This is a genomic window from Marinifilum breve (genome assembly GCF_003202155.1).
GTDB lineage: Bacteria > Bacteroidota > Bacteroidia > Bacteroidales > Marinifilaceae > Marinifilum > Marinifilum breve.
The window spans coordinates 1-18,417 of sequence record NZ_QFLI01000004.1 but is presented as its reverse complement, the minus strand read 5'-3'; the positions used below and the strand labels follow the sequence as shown (position 1 = coordinate 18,417).

General features: G+C 35.7%; 12 protein-coding genes. All 12 read left to right on the top strand.

The annotated features are described in order from the left end of the window. The first annotated feature begins 13 nt into the window (after nt 1-13). Nucleotides 14-1,558, top strand: a complete 1,545-nt coding sequence (locus DF185_RS10055) for a RagB/SusD family nutrient uptake outer membrane protein (RefSeq protein WP_110360627.1) — start codon at nt 14-16, stop codon at nt 1,556-1,558. 10 nt (nt 1,559-1,568) lie between these two features. Further along, complete coding sequence (locus tag DF185_RS10050; protein ID WP_110360626.1) at nt 1,569-2,570, top strand: substrate import-associated zinc metallohydrolase lipoprotein; 1,002 nt, start codon at nt 1,569-1,571, stop codon at nt 2,568-2,570. 42 nt (nt 2,571-2,612) lie between these two features. Then, nucleotides 2,613-4,010: a DUF4302 domain-containing protein gene (locus DF185_RS10045; RefSeq protein WP_110360625.1), complete on the top strand. Its 1,398-nt coding sequence runs from the start codon at nt 2,613-2,615 to the stop codon at nt 4,008-4,010. Nucleotides 4,011-4,140: 130 nt separating this feature from the next. Beyond that, the gene (locus tag DF185_RS10040) at nt 4,141-5,490 is read left to right on the top strand and encodes an FISUMP domain-containing protein (RefSeq protein ID WP_165835999.1); all 1,350 of its coding nucleotides are present in this window, start codon (nt 4,141-4,143) and stop codon (nt 5,488-5,490) included. A 657-nt stretch (nt 5,491-6,147) separates the two neighbouring features. Then, on the top strand, nt 6,148-6,699 hold the full coding sequence (locus DF185_RS10035) for an RNA polymerase sigma factor (protein ID WP_110360623.1): 552 nt from the start codon (nt 6,148-6,150) through the stop codon (nt 6,697-6,699). A gap of 521 nt (nt 6,700-7,220) precedes the next feature. Further along, nucleotides 7,221-8,408: a FecR family protein gene (locus tag DF185_RS10030; protein ID WP_165835998.1), complete on the top strand. Its 1,188-nt coding sequence runs from the start codon at nt 7,221-7,223 to the stop codon at nt 8,406-8,408. Nucleotides 8,409-8,602: 194 nt separating this feature from the next. Beyond that, the gene (locus DF185_RS10025) at nt 8,603-11,848 is read left to right on the top strand and encodes a SusC/RagA family TonB-linked outer membrane protein (RefSeq protein ID WP_165835997.1); all 3,246 of its coding nucleotides are present in this window, start codon (nt 8,603-8,605) and stop codon (nt 11,846-11,848) included. A gap of 11 nt (nt 11,849-11,859) precedes the next feature. Continuing rightward, the gene (locus DF185_RS10020) at nt 11,860-13,251 is read left to right on the top strand and encodes a RagB/SusD family nutrient uptake outer membrane protein (RefSeq protein WP_110360620.1); all 1,392 of its coding nucleotides are present in this window, start codon (nt 11,860-11,862) and stop codon (nt 13,249-13,251) included. Nucleotides 13,252-13,615: 364 nt separating this feature from the next. Beyond that, a complete protein-coding gene (locus DF185_RS10010) occupies nt 13,616-14,857 on the top strand; it encodes an amidohydrolase family protein (protein ID WP_110360618.1) in 1,242 nt (413 codons plus the stop codon). Between the two features lie 6 nt (nt 14,858-14,863). Further along, nucleotides 14,864-16,024 carry a TlpA family protein disulfide reductase gene (locus DF185_RS10005; RefSeq protein WP_110360617.1) on the top strand — a complete coding sequence of 387 codons (1,161 nt, stop codon included), beginning with the start codon at nt 14,864-14,866 and terminating at the stop codon, nt 16,022-16,024. Between the two features lie 4 nt (nt 16,025-16,028). Next, complete coding sequence (locus tag DF185_RS10000) at nt 16,029-16,910, top strand: TlpA family protein disulfide reductase (protein WP_110360616.1); 882 nt, start codon at nt 16,029-16,031, stop codon at nt 16,908-16,910. A 675-nt stretch (nt 16,911-17,585) separates the two neighbouring features. Further along, nucleotides 17,586-18,417 (top strand): phage tail-like protein (locus DF185_RS09995; protein ID WP_207784622.1); only part of this gene is annotated, 832 nt, incomplete at its 3' end.

Genomic DNA, 18,417 nt, shown 5'->3' with positions numbered 1-18,417 from the left:
TAGAGAAAATCTAATGAGAAATTATATAAAAATAGTATTGGCACTTTATCTATTCGGATTTACATCTTGTAATGAGTTTTTGGATGAAATGCCTGATGATAGAACAGTTATTGATTCTCCTGAGAAAATTGGAGAATTATTGACCCAAGCTTATCCAGATCAAAATCATGCCATGTTTTGTTATGCGATGAGCGATAATGCTACAGATAAAGGTAAAAGTGCCAGGAAGAATGTAATTAACAGTGATGCATACCATTGGACTGATTTTAGATTAACTTCTCAGGACACTCCTGATGCATATTGGAATGGATGTTATTCTGCAATAAAGCAGGCAAATCATGCTTTGGATGCAATTGAAAATAGTAAGGTTGATGGAATAATTCCTGATGAGGTTAAACCATTCTATGGAGAGGCATTAATTGCTAGAGCATATTGTCATTTTATGCTGGTAAACCTTTGGAGTGTGAGTTATAATCCCACTACAGCTGCTGCAGATTTAGGTATTCCATATGTAACCAAATCAGAAACCAATGTACTTACAAAATATGAAAGAGGAACTGTTGCTTCAGTTTATGAAAATTTAGAAAAGGACATTACTGAAGGTTTAAAGTACATTAATGATAATGTATATGGTAATAAATCATTACACTGGAATTTTAAAGCTGCCCATACATTTGCCGCTCGTTTTTACAGTGTAAAAGGTGAATTTGATAAAGTATTGGAACATACAAATATGGTAATTGGTGGAAATCCTGCTGAATCTTTGCGTGATTTGAATGGAAAGTATAGCAATATGGATATTAATGAAGCCATTATTGAGTGGGGCAAAACTGATGAAGAAACAAATTTATTGGTAGCACCTCAATATAGTAGTTGGTTTGTGTATTTGTATGGTACATATCAATATGGCATGTCATTGGAAATGTTCAATAAGATATTTGATAAGGCTCATAGTGAGCTGTATGGACAGAAACATGAATACTTCAATAAAAACTTTGCTCATGGTGAATGGATTTGGGATTTATACGGAGGTGATCCTGATATTTTCATGGTAAAGTGGGGATATCATACAGAAAAAGATGGATTGAATAGTGATATTGGTTACTATATGATCATGAATGTTCTTGTTGATATGGAAGAAGCTTTATTATTGAGAATAGAAGCTAATATCATGCAGGGTAATTATGAGCAAGTTAAATCGGACATGAATGCATATTTGAGCAAGAGAATTAAGGTTTATGATCCAGTTAAACACGACTTTACTTATGAGAAGATGGAAAAAGTCTATAAAATTGGTTCTGTTTATGATTATGGATTGAATCCGTTTTATTCTATAGATGAAACAAAAAGAGTTTACTTGAATTGCTTGTATGATTTAAGACGTAAGGAGTATTATTACACAGGTATGCGCTGGTTCGATCATAAAAGGTTTAATACAAAAATACGTCATTACTCAGTTAATGGAGATTTAACATCTTTAAGTGAGAATGATTTAAGGAAACAATTACAAATACCTTTGAATGCTCAGGCACAAGGTATAGAAGCTAACCCAAGATAATAATCTAATCATGAAAAATATTACAATAAAAATTATCTTTATTTTATCTCTTTTTGCACTTATTTCCTGCGAAAAGGAAGAAGATATGCGTGAAGAAACGGTTGTTTATGTTGATGAGGTTCATGAAAGTGAGTTTGATAAATGGATTTATGAAACTTTTACATTGCCTTATAATATGGAAATAAAATGGAAGTGGGAAGATGGTGAGGTTGACAACAACTTTCATGTTACCCCTCCAAGAAAAGAGAAGGCTGAACAATTCTTACAAGCTTTATATAAAACCTGGATTCAACCATACGAGGCAGAAGGAGGAGAAGAATTTATAAAAACTTATGTACCAAAGTTGATTTACTTGGTTGGAACTCCACAATATAACGACGATGGAACCATGACTCTGGGGTTAGCGGAAGGTGGAAGAAAGGTAACCGTTTTTGATGTCGATAATTTAAAACATCTTGAAGCTGATAAATTATCAAAAGCTTTTCACACCATGCACCATGAGTTTGCTCATATATTGCATCAGAAAATTCACTACCCGGTTAAATTTAAGGAAATTTCTAAAGGATTGTATACGGGTGCCTGGTACAATCACAATGATTATTCAGCAAATAGTTTAGGTTTTATTACTCCTTATAGCATGTCGAATGATCATGAAGATTTTGTTGAAATTGTTGCTACCATTTTATCTGAATCTCAAAATAGTAATGTTCCTATCAGTAGAGATGTGCCTGAAAAGGATGAAAATGGCTTGGTTACAGGAAACATTGTTAAGATGTTGCTTTCAGATTTTCAGTTGAAATTGTACATGTTTGGCATAGCTACAGTACAAAAAGAAGATGGCTCGTTAACCTTACAGCAGAATCAATCTGGACCTATAGGTTTATCGAAGATGTTGAGTAAAATAGATATTGTTACGGAGTATTATGAGAAGGAATGGGGGATAGATTTATTTCGACTTCAAGCTAGAATAGAAGCTGCTACAAATAAATTTATCCTTGATTATGAAGAGTAATCATAAGCCTGTCAATTGAAATGTGGAATAAAAAAAGAAGAAATGATTAAAATTAAATATATCATACTGTTTGTTCTTATTACAGCTGGATTTACAGCATGTGATAATGATGATTTTGAGAACAAATTCGACCAATTACCTGATGAAAGAATTCGTTCTACAATCAAGGAATATAAAGAAATCTTAGTCGGCTCTGAGTTTGGCTGGAAAATGACTTACTATATTGATTCCAAGATAGAATATGTTGGTTATAATGTAGCGGTTTTTGGTGAAGATAATACCGTGAGTTTGACCTCTAAGTTCATCGATGATCCTGTCAAAAGTGAATATACAATAAAAGCTGAAGCTGATTTGGAATTAATTTTCAACACCTTTAATGAGAACCTAACAGCCTTAAGCTATCCTTCAGGAGATGCGCCAGATGGATTCGGTGGCGATATAGAGTTTAACTTTGTCTCAGTTTCTGAAGATCAAACGGAAATTATTCTAAAAGGAAAAGTTTATGAGGGCACTTTAATACTAAAAAAGGCAGAAAGAGACATTTCAAGTTTCGATGAAGTGGACGAAAATATCAAACGTCTAGGTCAACAAAAGACAGCTCGCTATATGAACTTGGCAATTACATCGGGTTTAGGAGCGAGTGAGGAAAATCCTGTTTTAATAGGATTGGATTTGAGTTCATTAGCAGCAGCAGGAGACTATAACTATAATTATAAAGGAGAATATTATAGTGGTAGAAAAATGCTATACTTCCATCATGATGGCATGGGGTTAAGTAGCCCGATTCAGATAGATGATTCAAAAATTCAAGATTTTTCTTATAATGTTGATAAGAAAAGATATGAGTTGGTAAATTCTGACCTACAGGGTTATATATATAGTTCAAAGTTACCCGTGTTTTCTATCCCAGGTGTATTTGACGAATTCATGAACCATTACAGTCTTAAGCTAAAAAGAAGTAATGGATTAGTGTGGGACAAATACATAAGTATGAAAAAAGCAAATCCTGTAATTAAAAGCGTTGTAGTAGTAACCGATTACAAACAGCGAATTCCAAAATTTGATGAGGAGGGAAATCCGATTCTGGATCAATCAAACCTTCAGGATTACGATTTTGGTAAACATATGGGAGAAGGCTTACTATTTTCATTCGAAGAGCACAATCAATTCTATTTCTATTTTGTACCCCTTGAATTTACCAAGATATCGGGAGATAGGCTTAAAATGAAAAGAGTTGTTGGCGAATTTTGCACAAAAGATGATGAAGATCCTTCAGTAGGAAACTCCATTAAAAATAATTCTGAGTTCAATGAATTTGTTGACTATTTGTGTAATGATGGCGGTTGGTTTATACGACTGATAATAGAAGCAAATCAAATTGATTGGGATTTTATTTCCCTGGATAATCCTGATGACTTTTTTATTACAAGACTTTATTAGTGTTGTAATTATTAATCCCAAAATAGAAAAAAGAAAAGAATTTTATTTAAAAATAATTGTCTTCAAGGTATAATGATTTCCTCTGAAGTAGGAGCTTATACCTTGTTTTAACCCTTTAATGTTAATTTTTATGAAAAATTTATTAAAAGTAGCACTTGTATCACTAGGAATGGTAAGCATGGTATCATGTTCTGATGATGATAAAAACGAAATGCCAACAACACCTGGTATTGAAACAAATTTCGTAAATGCCGAAGGTGTAGCTACTGATGTAACTTTAACCTGGAATAAAAGTGAAGATCCAGATGGTGATGAGGTAACTTATGATGTTTATATCGGAGAATCAGAGACTTTAACTGATGCAGATATAAAATCTAAAGCTCAAAAAACAAATTCATATAAGGCTAATTTAAAAGGTCATACTCAGTACTTTTGGAAAGTTGTTGCTTATGATACAGAAGGTGGTGTTGCAGAAGGTGATGTAAATAAATTCACAACTGTAAATGCTGTGCCTGCAAAACCTGAAATTACAGGACAAGTTGAAGAGCTTGTATCCGATGATTTAACAATGATTGTTAAATGGTCGACAAGTGAAGATGCTGATGGTGATGCTGTTGTTTATGACTTATATGTCACTAAGAATGATGAATTTGCTGATGCTGATTTGGTAAAAGCTGATATTGTTGGAACTGAATATAGAATCACTGCACTTGAAGGTTATACAGATTATAAAATTAAGGTTGTAAGTAAAGACGAGTTTGGTGGAAAAATAGATAGTGATATCGTTGAGTACACAACACAAATGATTGATGGTGAAATTTATGTTCGTGAAGGTACATTTGTAGATTCCAGAGATAATCATGAATACAAGACTGTTGAAATTAATGGTACTACCTGGTTGGCAGAAAACTTTGCATATCTTCCATTTTTTACAGATCCTGATGCTGATGAGAAAAAATGCTCAGTATATGGAAAACCAATTGTAGGTGCTATTGGACAGTCTGATTTTGTAATGCCAACAATAGAGGAAGCTAAAGCTCATGAAAACTATGCAAAGTATGGTGTGATGTATTCAGCGGCTATCTTGGATGATATTGCACCAGAGGGGTGGCATGTTGCTACAGATGAAGAATGGCAAGAGCTTGAAAAATTGAGCGGAATGTTAGAAAGTGATGCTGAATTTACAGGGTATAGAGGAAATACCTTGCATAAATTCTTATCAACAGATGCAGGTTGGACAAATGAGCCAGCTCCAACTGATGAGTTCAAATTAAATATCAAACCAGGTGGATATAATAAAGTATTGGAAGATAAAGGTGAAGGTGCTTATACTTACTTCTGGACTAACTCATCAATGCAAAATATGTTCGGAAAAAAATATTGGAATAGAGCTTTTTCAGGAACAAAAACCGGTGTAAATCGTGGTAATACTAAATCAAGTACATACAGAATGTACGTTCGTTTGGTAAAGGATAAATAAGCAGATAATTTTTTGTTGTTGGAAAACCAATATCTAGTTAGAGATATTTTTTAGTGGTTAATTTAAGCTGCGTTCCCATTTATTTGGGGACGCAGTTTTTTTATTGTATAAGAGGTCTTTAGAAAAAGTCTATTTATAGTTAGTATTTTGATATAAGATAAGTTGTAAGCTTCAGTCAAGTATGTGAAAATTGGTGTTTTTGGTCGTAGAATGGAATTGACTGACATCAAATTATAAGGTGATTTTTCTGCTCTAGCATTCTTTCTCAAGTTTAGATTTCGAATAGGTAACGTTTTGAATTATAGGATCATTTATTTGGAATTTCGGTTTTGAAGAATTTCTTTTAAAACGACCATTAAAAGGATTGGTAAGCTTTGCAAGATTGAGTTTCACTTTATGCATTAACCTTGCCTCCCTTATCAGCGTTTTAATTGTACATTCCGCAAAATGTTGCGGAACGTTATGCAATTTATTGCGCAAGCTTAAAATGAAATGCCAAATTTTGAAAAGTTTAACTCTGTAAATATTTCCTTTGATTTCTTTTCAGGAGTGAAAAGAAATTTCGATATTCTCATTCAATTGGCATGTTTTGACATAGCTTGCATTTAATGACCTTTTGTATTTTCCACAAGCTTTTTTACTTTTACCGCAGTAAATATGGAGCAACACGAACAAGATATCATTCAAAAATTCAAGAATGGAGATCAATCTGGTCTTCGCATGTTGTTCGATTTGTACTATACGCCACTCTGTGTATTTGCCTATAAATATTTCGATTCCTACGAGAAAGCAGAAGACATTGTACAGGAAGCTTTCATCAATTTGTGGGAAAAAGAGAGGATGATTGAATTTACCGGCTCCATAAAATCTTACCTGTTTAGCATTGTTCGCAACAACTCCATTAATCAAATCAAAAAAGACAGTCGCTTTCGTTTTGAAGAAGTAGAAAACAAGGCTTACGATATTATTGAGGACAATTACGAATCAGAACAACTCGAAGAACGCACAGAAAATCTCTACAAGGAAATCGCTGAATTGCCTGCCCAATGTAAAGCCGTATTTGAAGCAATTGCTTTCGACAAAATGAAATATGCCGAGGTTGCTGAGGATATGGACATTTCCATCAATACCGTAAAAACCCATTACAAGCGTGCATTAAAACAATTGCGCAGTAATTTGGATATATTGGTGATGATTCTACTACCGTAAACAGTTATCAGTTATCAGTTATCAGTTATCAGCGGGTAGCTGCAAGTATAAAGTATAAAGTATAAAGTATAAAGTATAAAGTATAAAGTATAAAGTTGCCAAAGTATGTATGAGTTCCGAACTTTGCATACTCATTACTCATTACTCATTACTCATTACTCATTACTCATTACTCATTACTCATTACTCATTTCCATTTTGCAGTCATTCCGATCCCGTTAGGGGAGGGATCTCGATCCAATTGAACAGATCCTTCACTTCGAAAACTACGTTCAGGAAGACAGAAAAAAGTTGCGCACCGTGTTATTATTCAAATTTCAAAATATTTGCTGTATACTTTTTTTTACTCCTGTTTAGCTTGGAGCTGAAAGCTGTTTGCTGAATGCTTTTATTATTTAATTACTCATTATTCATTACTAATTGTCAATTGTTCTTTACCTTAAAAGATATTTTAAAAAAAGTAGAAAAAACTTGTCACCCGTTTTCAAAAAACACACTTATATCTATAAACAATGGGGAAAATGAACATTTCGCAAGAACATATAATAGATCTAATTCAAGAGTATCAACAAGGAAGAATTTCTGAGGAGGGGTTTCAGAAGCTTCAGGAGTGGCTGAAAGAAGATGAGGCCAATGCTGATGAGTTTGCCAAATATTTGGCTCTTTTTAAAGAGAGTGGAGCTTTGAGTAATCTGGATAAAATTCAAAAAGAAGATGCCTGGTTGAACATTAGCAAATCTCTGTCGAAGCCTGAAAAGAAATCGAAAGTAAGAAGATTACATACCTGGTTGCCTTATGCTGCTGCAGTTGTAGTTTTATTTGCGGTAAGTTATTTCATGATTGAGCAGGTAAGAACTGATTATGATTTTGGAGAGGATTACAATTTTGCTGAGGTGTCGAGCATTGGTTCAAAAAAAGCGGTGCTTACGCTTGAAAATGGACAAAAAGTAAACCTTGAGGAAAACGACAAGGAGTTGATTACTGAAGCGGATGGAACATTAATTCAAAAAAATGCCGACAGTGAATTGATATACGATAATGCTTCTTCCTCCAAGGATAGAGTGCTTTACAATCAGATTGATATTCCAAGAGGAGGAGAATATTCACTGGTATTAGCCGATGGAACAAAGGTGTGGCTGAACTCGGAATCGAGTCTTAGGTATCCGGTGCAGTTTGTGGGAAACAAAAGGAAAGTGGAATTGACTGGAGAAGCTTATTTTGAGGTTACGCACAATCCGAGCAAACCATTTGTAATTGAGTCTCACGATACTGAAATAAAGGTGCTGGGAACCAGCTTTAATGTTTCAGCCTACGATGATGAGGAACACATCTCAACTACTTTGGTTGAGGGTAGTGTTGAATTAAGCTGTTTGGGCAATAAGGAGTTGTTGAAGCCAGGATTTCAGGCTACGGTAAAAAAAGGAGACAATCGATTTAAGGTAGAAAAGGTAAATACAACTTTGTATACCTCCTGGAAAGATGGAGTGTTCCGTTATAAAGATCAATCATTGGAAGAAATTTGCCATCAGTTAAGCCGATGGTACAATGTTGAATTTTTCTTTACCAATCACAAGTATCGTGAATATAGATTTACTGGTGCAGCCAAGAAAAATAAAAGCTTGAACTTTACACTTGAATTGATAGAAAAAATGGCAGATGTACAGTTTGCCATTAAAGATGATAAAATAATTGTAGGGAAACCTGAATAAAGATATTGTGCTTTTGTGGCGGCCACCCAAAAGCACATAAAAAAAACAGGAAATGCGGCCACATTCCCTGTTTTAACAAATAACAAACCATTGAGAATTGTGTCAATGGTAGTATTAATCTAGACCATAAAGTTATGAAAAAAAACCTTATGTGGAGGTGTATGTCACCTTCCATTAGAAAAACCCTGCTTGTTATGAAGCTAAGTTTTATTTTAATTCTTGTTGGCAGCTTGCAACTTTCTGCATCTGTACTACTCGGACAACAAGTTAGTGTTCAGGCCAAAACATCATTGGTTGATGTATTGGAAGATCTGAATAATCAAACTGGCACTTATTTCATGTACAATGTAAATGAAATAGATGATGAGATCGAAGTTCAGTTGGATATGCAAGATGCCAGCCTGGAAGAGGTGTTGAATGAAATTTGCAAGCAAGCACCGGTAAACTACGAAATTGTTGAGGATTTTGTAATCATTACCAAAAAAGATCCTGTGCCTGTTATCAAGGAAGAACAGGAAAAGAAAGAACTGAAAGGTAAAGTTACCGATAAAGATGGGATTCCTTTGCCAGGGGTTTCAGTTGTGATCAAAGGAAGCAGCACAGGTGTTGCTACCGATATTGATGGTAATTATACTTTGGAAGTGGAAGATGAAAATGCAGTGTTGATTTTCTCTTTTGTTGGGATGTTGCCACAGGAAAGAAACTATACAGGCCAGCTGGTTCTTAATGTTGAACTTTTTCAGGATACTGAAGGATTGGAAGAGGTAGTTGTGATTGGTTATGGTACCATTACAAGGGAAAGATCAACTGGTGCTACTACCAAAGTTGATCCTGTAATTTTAAAAAACACACAAAATGTTTCCTATGCCGATGCATTAATTGGTATTGTACCAGGGATGTATGTTGAGGAGTCATTTTCGAATCCGGATTCTTCACCTGATATTATTTTAAGAGGGATTGGTTCCATTTCGGGGGAAGTTTCTCCTTTGGTAGTTGTTGATGGTGTACAAATGCCAAATGGTTTTAATTCGTCTGCAATCAATTCTAGCGACATAGAAGAAATTAGTGTTTTAAAAGATGCTGCTTCAACAGCAATTTATGGTTCTCGAGGATCAAATGGTGTAATCATTATCAATACCAAACGAGGAAAGAAAAATTCAAAACCACAGGTATCATTTAATGCCAGTTTTGGTACCAAAAGACCAGATAAATCATTTCGAGATGATATCATGAATGCTTCTGAGAAATTGTCTTATGAGGAGTCTTTGGGATTATACCCTACAGACGATGCTGCTGCACAGGCTTTGTTGGCAGAACGTCGTGCTTCAGGTAACGATGTTGATTGGTCAAACCTAATGCTTGACAATGAGATGAACCAAAAATATGATCTTTCTATTGCAGGAGGTAATGAGAAAATGAATTATTACACTTCATTATCATACAATAAGGTTGATAATATTTATGGGAGCAATTACGAAAGATATACAGCAAGTTTAAAATTCGATTTTGAGATTGCTAAGAATTTAACACTTGGTCTTTCTGGTACTTATGGTAATGTAAACAATAAAGATAGAAGAGTTACGGGTAGTCCAGTATCCAATGCCTTCCTGTTGAATCCATGGGAAGAGGTTTACGATGAAAATGGAGATCCTTTGCGAAACCTTAGTTATGCTACAAATTCTTATGGGGTGGCTTATAACCCATTGTTTATACGTGATAATACAGATATAAAATCGATACGTAGAAATGTAACGGGAAATGCAAGATTAACTTACAAACCTCTTGACTGGTTGACTTTGAATGGTAATATTGGAGGAAACTACAATCATTCTAAGGGACATAACTACGAAAAAATTATTATTGAAGGTGGACAGTTAACCGTTACAAATGGTGATAACAATAATGTTACTGGAACCTTAACCGCTAGCATCGATAAGGAATTCGATCAGCATTCGGTAAATGTGGTTATGGGAACAGAGTTTATCGAGAATGAAATCTATAGCTATTATGGACATGCCAAGGAATTTCTTTCCGATGCCGTTCAAATTATCAACTCAGCAAAAAATATTGATACTCAGAAGGAGAGTAAATCAGAATCGGGTGGGGTAAGTTATTTTACCAGATTGAACTATTCTTATGCAAATACCTACAACTTTACGGCATCCATACGTAGAGATGGTTCATCTCGATTTGGTGACAAGCACAAATGGGGAAACTTCTGGGCTCTTGGTGGTTCATGGAACATTCATAAGAATATTGACAAGGAGAAAAGTGCATTGAGTACCTTAAAACTAAGAGGAAGTATTGGTACTTCAGGAAACGACCGTATTGGTGATTTTGCTTCGGTTTCTTTATATGATTTTAGAGAGTCTTACGATGGTAGTGATGTTGCGACTTTGAATCGAGGCGATAATCCTGAACTTACCTGGGAAAAGAACAAGAACAGAAATATTGGTTTAGATGTAGGCCTTTGGAGAAACAAGTTGTATGTAACTTTAGATTTCTACATTCGTGATACCTACGATTTGATCAATGATGTTCAGATTCCATTGCAATCGGGATTCCAGAATTTGACCTCTAATATTGGTGACTTTAGAAATAAGGGATACGAAATTTCGATTCGTAGTACCAATTTCTCTACTAAGAATTTTATGTGGTCTACCAATTTCAACTTTTCGTACAACAAGAGTGAGATTAGAGAGTTGATTGAAGATGATAGAATTATTGAATTAGGTACAGTGGCCTATAAAAAAGGCAACCCAATCGCATCTTTATATCTTGCAGAGTGGGCAGGAGTGAATCCTGAAACTGGTTACAACATGTATGTAAATCCAGATGCTACAGGAGCTGATGATTTATTGATAGAGTATCAAACCAACGTTAGAACTCCTAACGAGTCTGATATTACAGCTTCAAGACGTGTTACCAACAAAACAGGTAACCCTAAGTATTTTGGAGGTTTTACCAATACTTTCCGTTACAAAAATTTCGATGCTTCTGTTTTAATTTCTTTTGCAGGAGGCCATTATGTGGTGAATAGCGCCAATCATCAATTAAGAAATGATGTATGGATGAATCAGCACAAAGATGTAAACAATGCTTGGAAACAAGCAGGAGATCAATCTCAATTGGCAGTTCGTGCATTGAATTACTGGCAACCTTTAACACGCCGAGTTGATTCAGATTATCAAAACTCTACTCAATTTTTACAGGATGCAGACTATGTGAAGCTAAAGAACCTGACCATTGGTTATACACTGGATAATAGTCTGTCAAGTAAAGTGGGAATTGACAAGCTACGTTTTTATGTACAGGCTCAAAACTTATTTACCATTACCGATGTAGATTATATTGATCCTGAATATGCTACAATGGGTGGTGTAGGATTATCATCTACAGTGTTAAGAGGATATTCTTTTGGGATAAGTGCTAATTTTTAAATAAGAAGGAGATGAAAAATATTATAAAATATACATACTTATTACTCTTGCTTGTGGGATTCGCGGCCTGTGAGGATGAGTTCATTGAGAAACAACCTTTAGATGAGGTAGCACCGGAAACATTATTCGAAACAGAAGCAGGTTTCAGAACTGCTTTGGATGGTGTATATGCTGCCATGAAAGGAGATTTTTTGGGATACAATTTCTGTATTTATACCATTCCGGAAAATATTAATGATGACATCATTGCGGGAAGTCCCTATGGCTTTACATTTGAAAATACTCACGCTGATATTCATTCTTTGAATTACGATTATCAATCGTTTCAGTTGGAGGGATTTTGGAAATTTGCTTACGAGGCAATTAACAATGCCAATTCAATTATCAAGTATGGTCAGAATAGTTCTTTGAGAAATAAGGATCAGTTTGTTGCCGAAGCTTTGGCACAGAGAGCATTAATACATTACGATTTGTATCGATTTTTTGCTCCCGCTTATGCTGTAAATACTGATGCATTAGCAGTACCTTATCGTTTGGAAACTGATGAGTTGTTGGTGAAAAAGCCACGAAATACGGTTCAGGAGGTGATTCAATATGTATTGGATGATTTAAATGCTGCAGAAAAAATGGCAACCAATGATGTAAATTCTTACCGAATTTCGAAAACTGCCATTCAGGCTTTGTTGGCTCGTGTGTATCACGAAACAGGCAATTATGAAAATGCCATGAAGTTTGCAAAAGAAGCGCTAAAGGATACAAGATATGATTTAGATACAGATGCTTCAGCTTTAGAAAATCAATGGAGACAAGATGATTCCAATGAGATTATTTTCAGAATCAGATTCGATGAAAAGGATAATGGTTCCAATGCAGCCATGTTTGCAATTCCTTTGTATTCAAGTTTCCCATATTATGTGTCGAATGACTTACTAAATCTGTACGATCAGACGAATGACATTCGTTTCGATGTTTATTTTGAATCAGATCCAATGGGATCGGGAAATTACTATCCTGAAAAGCATGTTGGAATGAGAACAGCGGATTACGATAACTATAATGCAGGTGCCATAGATATCAAATTGGTTCGTGTTCCTGAATTGTATTTGATTATTGCAGAATCGGCTGCACGTGAAGGTTTATCAGAAGCTGAAACTTATTTGAATGCCTTAAGAAATGCACGTGGCATTGGCGATTACTCAGGTGATTTGCTAACTGAAGTAATGAATGAGCGCCGCAGAGAGTTGGCTTTTGAAGGATTCCGTTTTACAGATTTAAAGCGTCTGCAAATGGGATTCACAAGACCTGATGGTTCAGGTTTAACTGCAGACAGTCCTCGCTTTGCCTTGCCAATTCCTAAATTGGAAATTGACCGTTCGGGAATTCAGCAGAATCCTGGGTACTAGTTATGAATAAACTAACATTCATAGTTATAATATATTGTTTTACTCTTTTGTCATGTCAAGAGAGTAAAACAAATAAATCCAGGGAATTTACTAAAGAACATTCGTACAAAGATCATCATGCAATTCTTAGAACTCTAACAACTGATCGTGCTAAAATTGATAGTATGACCAAGTGGGTGCGTGAAGGTAATTTTTATATTTCAATAGTAAGAAAAAATAAAAATTCTAGAAAAGTTTCAGCTGATTCGGTGGAATATTACTATTGGAAAATGAAAGAGAAAGAAAAAAACTTGAATAACTAGTGTTTAGAATGGAGAGAATTATTCTCTCCATTATTTCCTCATAAAATAAACAATAATTCATCATGACCAGAAGTATAATTTTGGCTCTAATGGCTTTGCTGTGCCTAAATGTAAAGGCAGAGAAAGAAGAAAAACGGGCAGTCTGTGTAAAAAATGCATTCATTATTGATATGCTGTCGAATCAACCAGCACAAAAAGGAAGTGTTTTAATTGTTAATGGAAAAATTCATAAAATCAGCTACAAGGAGGGAATTAAAATTCCTAAAAGTGCAGAAGTTATTGAGGCAGAAGGCAAGTACTTAATGCCTGGTCTGATTGATGCTCATGTTCATGTTACCACTGGAAAGCATGAAAGTGAAGAGGCACTTAGAATGTATTCAGAAGATCTTTTGAAGAAGATGTTGCGAGGAGGAATTACAAGTGTAAGAGATGTTGGGGGCAAAGGATACATGCTAAAGAAATTAAAAGCAAAGAGCGCTAAATTTGAAATAGAAGCTCCTAAGATTTACTACTCGGCTTTCTTCGCCGGACCATCTTATTACGAGCAAAGAAAAGACAAGGATTTTGATGCTTGTACGCAGGCTGTTGATGAAACAACAAATGTTCAGGAAGCCATGGCAAAAGCAAAGAATGCTGGTGCTAGTGGTGTAAAATTATATGCAGCCATTAATCCTGATTTATTAAGAGAATTAGCCCAGGAAGCAAAGAAGCAAGGAATGGGAGTTTGGGGACATGCTACAGTGATGTCGGCTAAACCTATGGATGCGGTAAATGCAGGAATGGAAGTGATGTCGCATGCCGAAATGCTGAAGTGGGAGCAGTGTCCTGATTTGTCAATGAGTATGTTCGATAATTATGGGAAGTACTATGGCAAATTCAAGTTTGATTTTCCTGAACTGGATAGGCTGTTCGAGAAAATGAAGGAGAAGAATGTCATTCTGGATGCAACCTGTTATCACGGAACCGTAAATGGCTTAAAAGAAGCAGCAATCTTTACAAAGAAAGCCCACAAAATGGGAGTGAAAGTAGCTGCTGGAACCGATTATCTGGGTGATCAGCCCTTACCTTATATTCACGATGAATTGGAAACATTTGTGAAGCATTGTGATTTTACGCCATATGAGGCATTGCGATCGGCAACCGTAATTGCTGCTGAAACTTTTAAAAAGCAAAACGAGATTGGGACAATCGAAAAAGGCAAAATTGCAGATTTATTGTTGTTAAATTCCAATCCATTAGAAAATATCTCCAATACAAAAGACATCCACACTGTAATTAAGGAAGGTGTGATTTATAAAAAATAAGATACGATGAAGAACTTACTAGTGATTGCAGCATTGTCAGGCATATTTATGACATCCTGTAAAGAGCATAAAGAAGAAGTAAAAACAGATACTTTTAAGTATTCGATTTCAATGGACATTACCAATTTGCGTGGACCGGTAATATTATTGGATCGTACAACGAGCGAACCCATTAAAACCATTTATTCAAGAACACCAGAGTTCAAGATGGAAGGTGAATTGCCTTTGGACAAGATGCATGCTTCCTATGTATTGCACTTTCCGTCGAAGTATTCAAATCCCTACATGTATCCGGTGAAAGAAGCTTGTGCCATAGATTTCTATATGGATAAAAGCACAAGCATTAAGGCACATTACGATTCATTGCTTTTCTCGAATGTAGAGAATGAACACATGAATAAAGTTGAGCAGTTCAAGCAAGCAAACTTACCTGCCGTTGTTGAATTTGACAAGTTTAACAAGCAAAGTTTGAAAGAGAGTGATGGTGAACGAAGAAGCGAAAAAGAGCAAATTGCTTATGCAAACAAAGGAAATGCTTTGTTGGATGCCGTTCGCAAAGAAGTAATTCAGAAGACAGGGAAATTTAAGGATAGCGAAGAAATGGCTGTGATTTTGGCCAATTGGGGTGGACAAGTAGGTGTTGAAAAACTGGATTCACTTGGGGCGTTGTTTCAACCTGCAGTGAAAGAAACAGCTGCTTATGAAAGAATTGTTGCTGTATTGGATTATATGAAAAAGCAGACAGCTCCTAAATCGCTATCAGTAGGCGATAAAGCTCCTGCATTTACATTGAAAGATGCTACAGGGAATGAGCACAGCTTATCTGATTTTAAAGGAAAGTATTTGGTGATTGACTTTTGGGCATCATGGTGTGGACCATGCAAAAAGGAAATGCCATTCATGAAGGAGCTGTATGGAAAATATCATGCAAAAGGATTGGAAATGTTAGCGATTTCAACAGATCAGGATCCTAATGCGTGGAAAAAGGCAATGAAAAAATTAAACATGCCTTATCTGCAATTGCATGATAAAAATGGCGATGTGGCAGCATCTTATTTTGTAAGAGGTATTCCATACGTATTGTTGATTGGTCCTAAAGGAGATATTCTAGCCATTGAACGTGGAGAAGCATTGGAAGAAACCATCAAAGAAAACTTAAAATTATAAGAATATGAGAGGTATCGTTCAAAATGTAGTTCTGCTGTGCATGCTACTGAGCAGCCTGTCTTCTTTCGCACAATCCGAAGATTTGTTCATGCAAATATGGAAGGCAAAAGATGATGTGAAGCTATCTGCTGAAGCTTCAAAAAGCTTAGAGCATTTCAAGAATCAAAAAATGGAGATTCTAAATCAAATAAAGGAATTGGAATCGAAATATTACAAAGAGCAAGAGAAGGATAAAAAGCTTAAAAGTAAAATTCTAAAACTATATTCTCAAAAGCATCATTTGATAGATGAGATCAAACAACAAGCCATAAAGAATAAAGATGAGGCTTTGTTTTTAGAGTTGATGGAGCACATTCGCCCCAAAGATTTAAAGAAGCTCTTACAAGAGGAAAATTTGAATAATGCTCGTCGTGATCTTTATGAGAAATGGCTGGAGAGTATCCAACATACAGCTATAGGTAGTCAATTGAAAGACTTTAAGCTTATGGATGAAAATGGAGTAGAGATTAATACAGCTGATTTGAGAGGAAAAATTCTTTGGGTCGACTCATGGGCATCAAAGTGTGGTCCCTGTATTAAGAAACTGAAGCAGATCAAAAGAGCTTATGAGAAATACCAAGCCAAAGGATTTGAGATATTGGCAGTGAGCTGGGATTATACTGTTCGTGGCTACATAAAAACCATGGAGGAAGCAAAAGCGGATTGGTTAAAGGTGGTGAAGAAACATGAATTCCATTGGATGAATGTTTTTGATACCGGAGATCAAATCATGGGAGGACAGTTTGGCTCTGTTGGGAAGAACTTATTAATAGATGCGAATGGAATCATTATTGGTTTTGATTTACATCCTTTGGAAATAGAAAAGCTTTTGGAAGAAAGATTGTAGAAAATAATTGTGCAAAAGAAAAGGGTTTCTGTGTAAGAAACCCTTTTTTATTACTAGTCGGGGCGAGAAGATTCGAACTTTCGACCCCACGCAAAGTAATCATCGTTCTGAGATCTCTGTTGCTTTTGTTTTCAGGAATCAGCTTGATTTAGTTTGTAAGGCAACCTTTGAGTTTTGATTAGGGATTCTTTCCATTAATAGTCTTTTATTTTCAAATGGATGAGCTTCCAGTAGCAATAAAGACAATGGTTCAAGGATTTAGTTTGTAAGATGCCCTTTGGAGTTGAGGTTAGACTTGACACCAAAGGGCATCTAATGTATCTGGGATTGTTATGTTGCAGGTATTTTACTCCTTCTGCTTTAAATATGGACATATGTGGATATGTATGAAATGACGCTCAAGGGGAAGCGGATGACGTTGTGGAGTAGAGTTTAGCCCGATTGATGATTTATGTTTGTGGTCTAACTTTCTGTAATGTACTGTGTTGAGATGAGTGAGGTGTGAATTCTTAGGATCGAGGTCGTGTATCTTTTCTTTATTGTTAATACAGTGTGTTGTAGTGGGTGATGTTTTTAATCGACATGTAAATTATTGTGGCAACCTATTAGTTAAGACCTGAAAAAATGATGGGTGGCAGGAAACAAAAGTTTGATGTTTAATATAAATGATTTATTATGAAAAAACTTATCCTTAGTTTATTTCTTGTTTGTTCGTGGTTTTTTATCTATGCGCAAAGTGTTGGGATTGGGAAAGAGCAATTTACACCTCATCATAGTGCAGCTCTTGAGATACAATCTAATGCGAAAGGGGTGCTTATTCCTAGGCTTACTTTTGATGAAAGGAACAGTATAGTAGATCCTGTTAAAGGATTGTTGGTTTTTCAAAAGGATTTGGAGAATGGGTTCTATTATTTTAATGGTAGTGCCTGGGTGCCAATAGTTGGTTCTAAATCAAGTGGAGATGATCATCTTTATGATGAATTACAAAGTTTGGATTTGAGTGATGAGAATATTTTATATCTCTCTCGTTCAAATTATGTTGACTTGAGTAGGTTCTTGAATAATACTGATGATCAGGCCCTGAGTCTGTCTGGGAATGTATTGACTCTGGAAGATGGAGGAACCGTAGACTTGAGTGCCTATCTTGACAATAGTGATGATCAAACGGTAACCGACTTTAGCCTGAATGCTGCAACCAATATTTTAACGCTATCCCTTGAAGATGGGAATACGCAAACTGTAGATCTTTCCACGCTGAATAATCAGGGAACGGATGATCAAACGGTAACCGACTTTAGCCTGGATGCTGCAACCAATATTTTAACGCTATCCCTTGAAGGTGGGAATACTAAGATGGTAGATCTTTCCGCACTGAACAATTCGGGAACGGATGACCAGGTCCTGAGCTTGTCTGGGAATGTACTGACTCTGGAAGATGGGGGTACCGTTGATTTGAGTTCTTATCTGGATAATACAGATGATCAAACTGTGACGGACTTTAGTCTGG

Bases quoted from the DNA above. Each gene is read 5' to 3' on its own strand.
- DF185_RS10000 (WP_110360616.1), top strand. From the start codon at position 16,029: ATGAGAGGTATCGTTCAAAATGTAGTTCTGCTGTGCATGCTACTGAGC.
- DF185_RS10045 (WP_110360625.1), top strand. From the start codon at position 2,613: ATGATTAAAATTAAATATATCATACTGTTTGTTCTTATTACAGCTGGA.
- DF185_RS10035 (WP_110360623.1), top strand. From the start codon at position 6,148: ATGGAGCAACACGAACAAGATATCATTCAAAAATTCAAGAATGGAGAT.
- DF185_RS10040 (WP_165835999.1), top strand. From the start codon at position 4,141: ATGAAAAATTTATTAAAAGTAGCACTTGTATCACTAGGAATGGTAAGC.
- DF185_RS10005 (WP_110360617.1), top strand. From the start codon at position 14,864: ATGAAGAACTTACTAGTGATTGCAGCATTGTCAGGCATATTTATGACA.
- DF185_RS10010 (WP_110360618.1), top strand. From the start codon at position 13,616: ATGACCAGAAGTATAATTTTGGCTCTAATGGCTTTGCTGTGCCTAAAT.
- DF185_RS10050 (WP_110360626.1), top strand. From the start codon at position 1,569: ATGAAAAATATTACAATAAAAATTATCTTTATTTTATCTCTTTTTGCA.
- DF185_RS10030 (WP_165835998.1), top strand. From the start codon at position 7,221: ATGAACATTTCGCAAGAACATATAATAGATCTAATTCAAGAGTATCAA.
- DF185_RS10025 (WP_165835997.1), top strand. From the start codon at position 8,603: ATGAAGCTAAGTTTTATTTTAATTCTTGTTGGCAGCTTGCAACTTTCT.
- DF185_RS10055 (WP_110360627.1), top strand. From the start codon at position 14: ATGAGAAATTATATAAAAATAGTATTGGCACTTTATCTATTCGGATTT.
- DF185_RS10020 (WP_110360620.1), top strand. From the start codon at position 11,860: ATGAAAAATATTATAAAATATACATACTTATTACTCTTGCTTGTGGGA.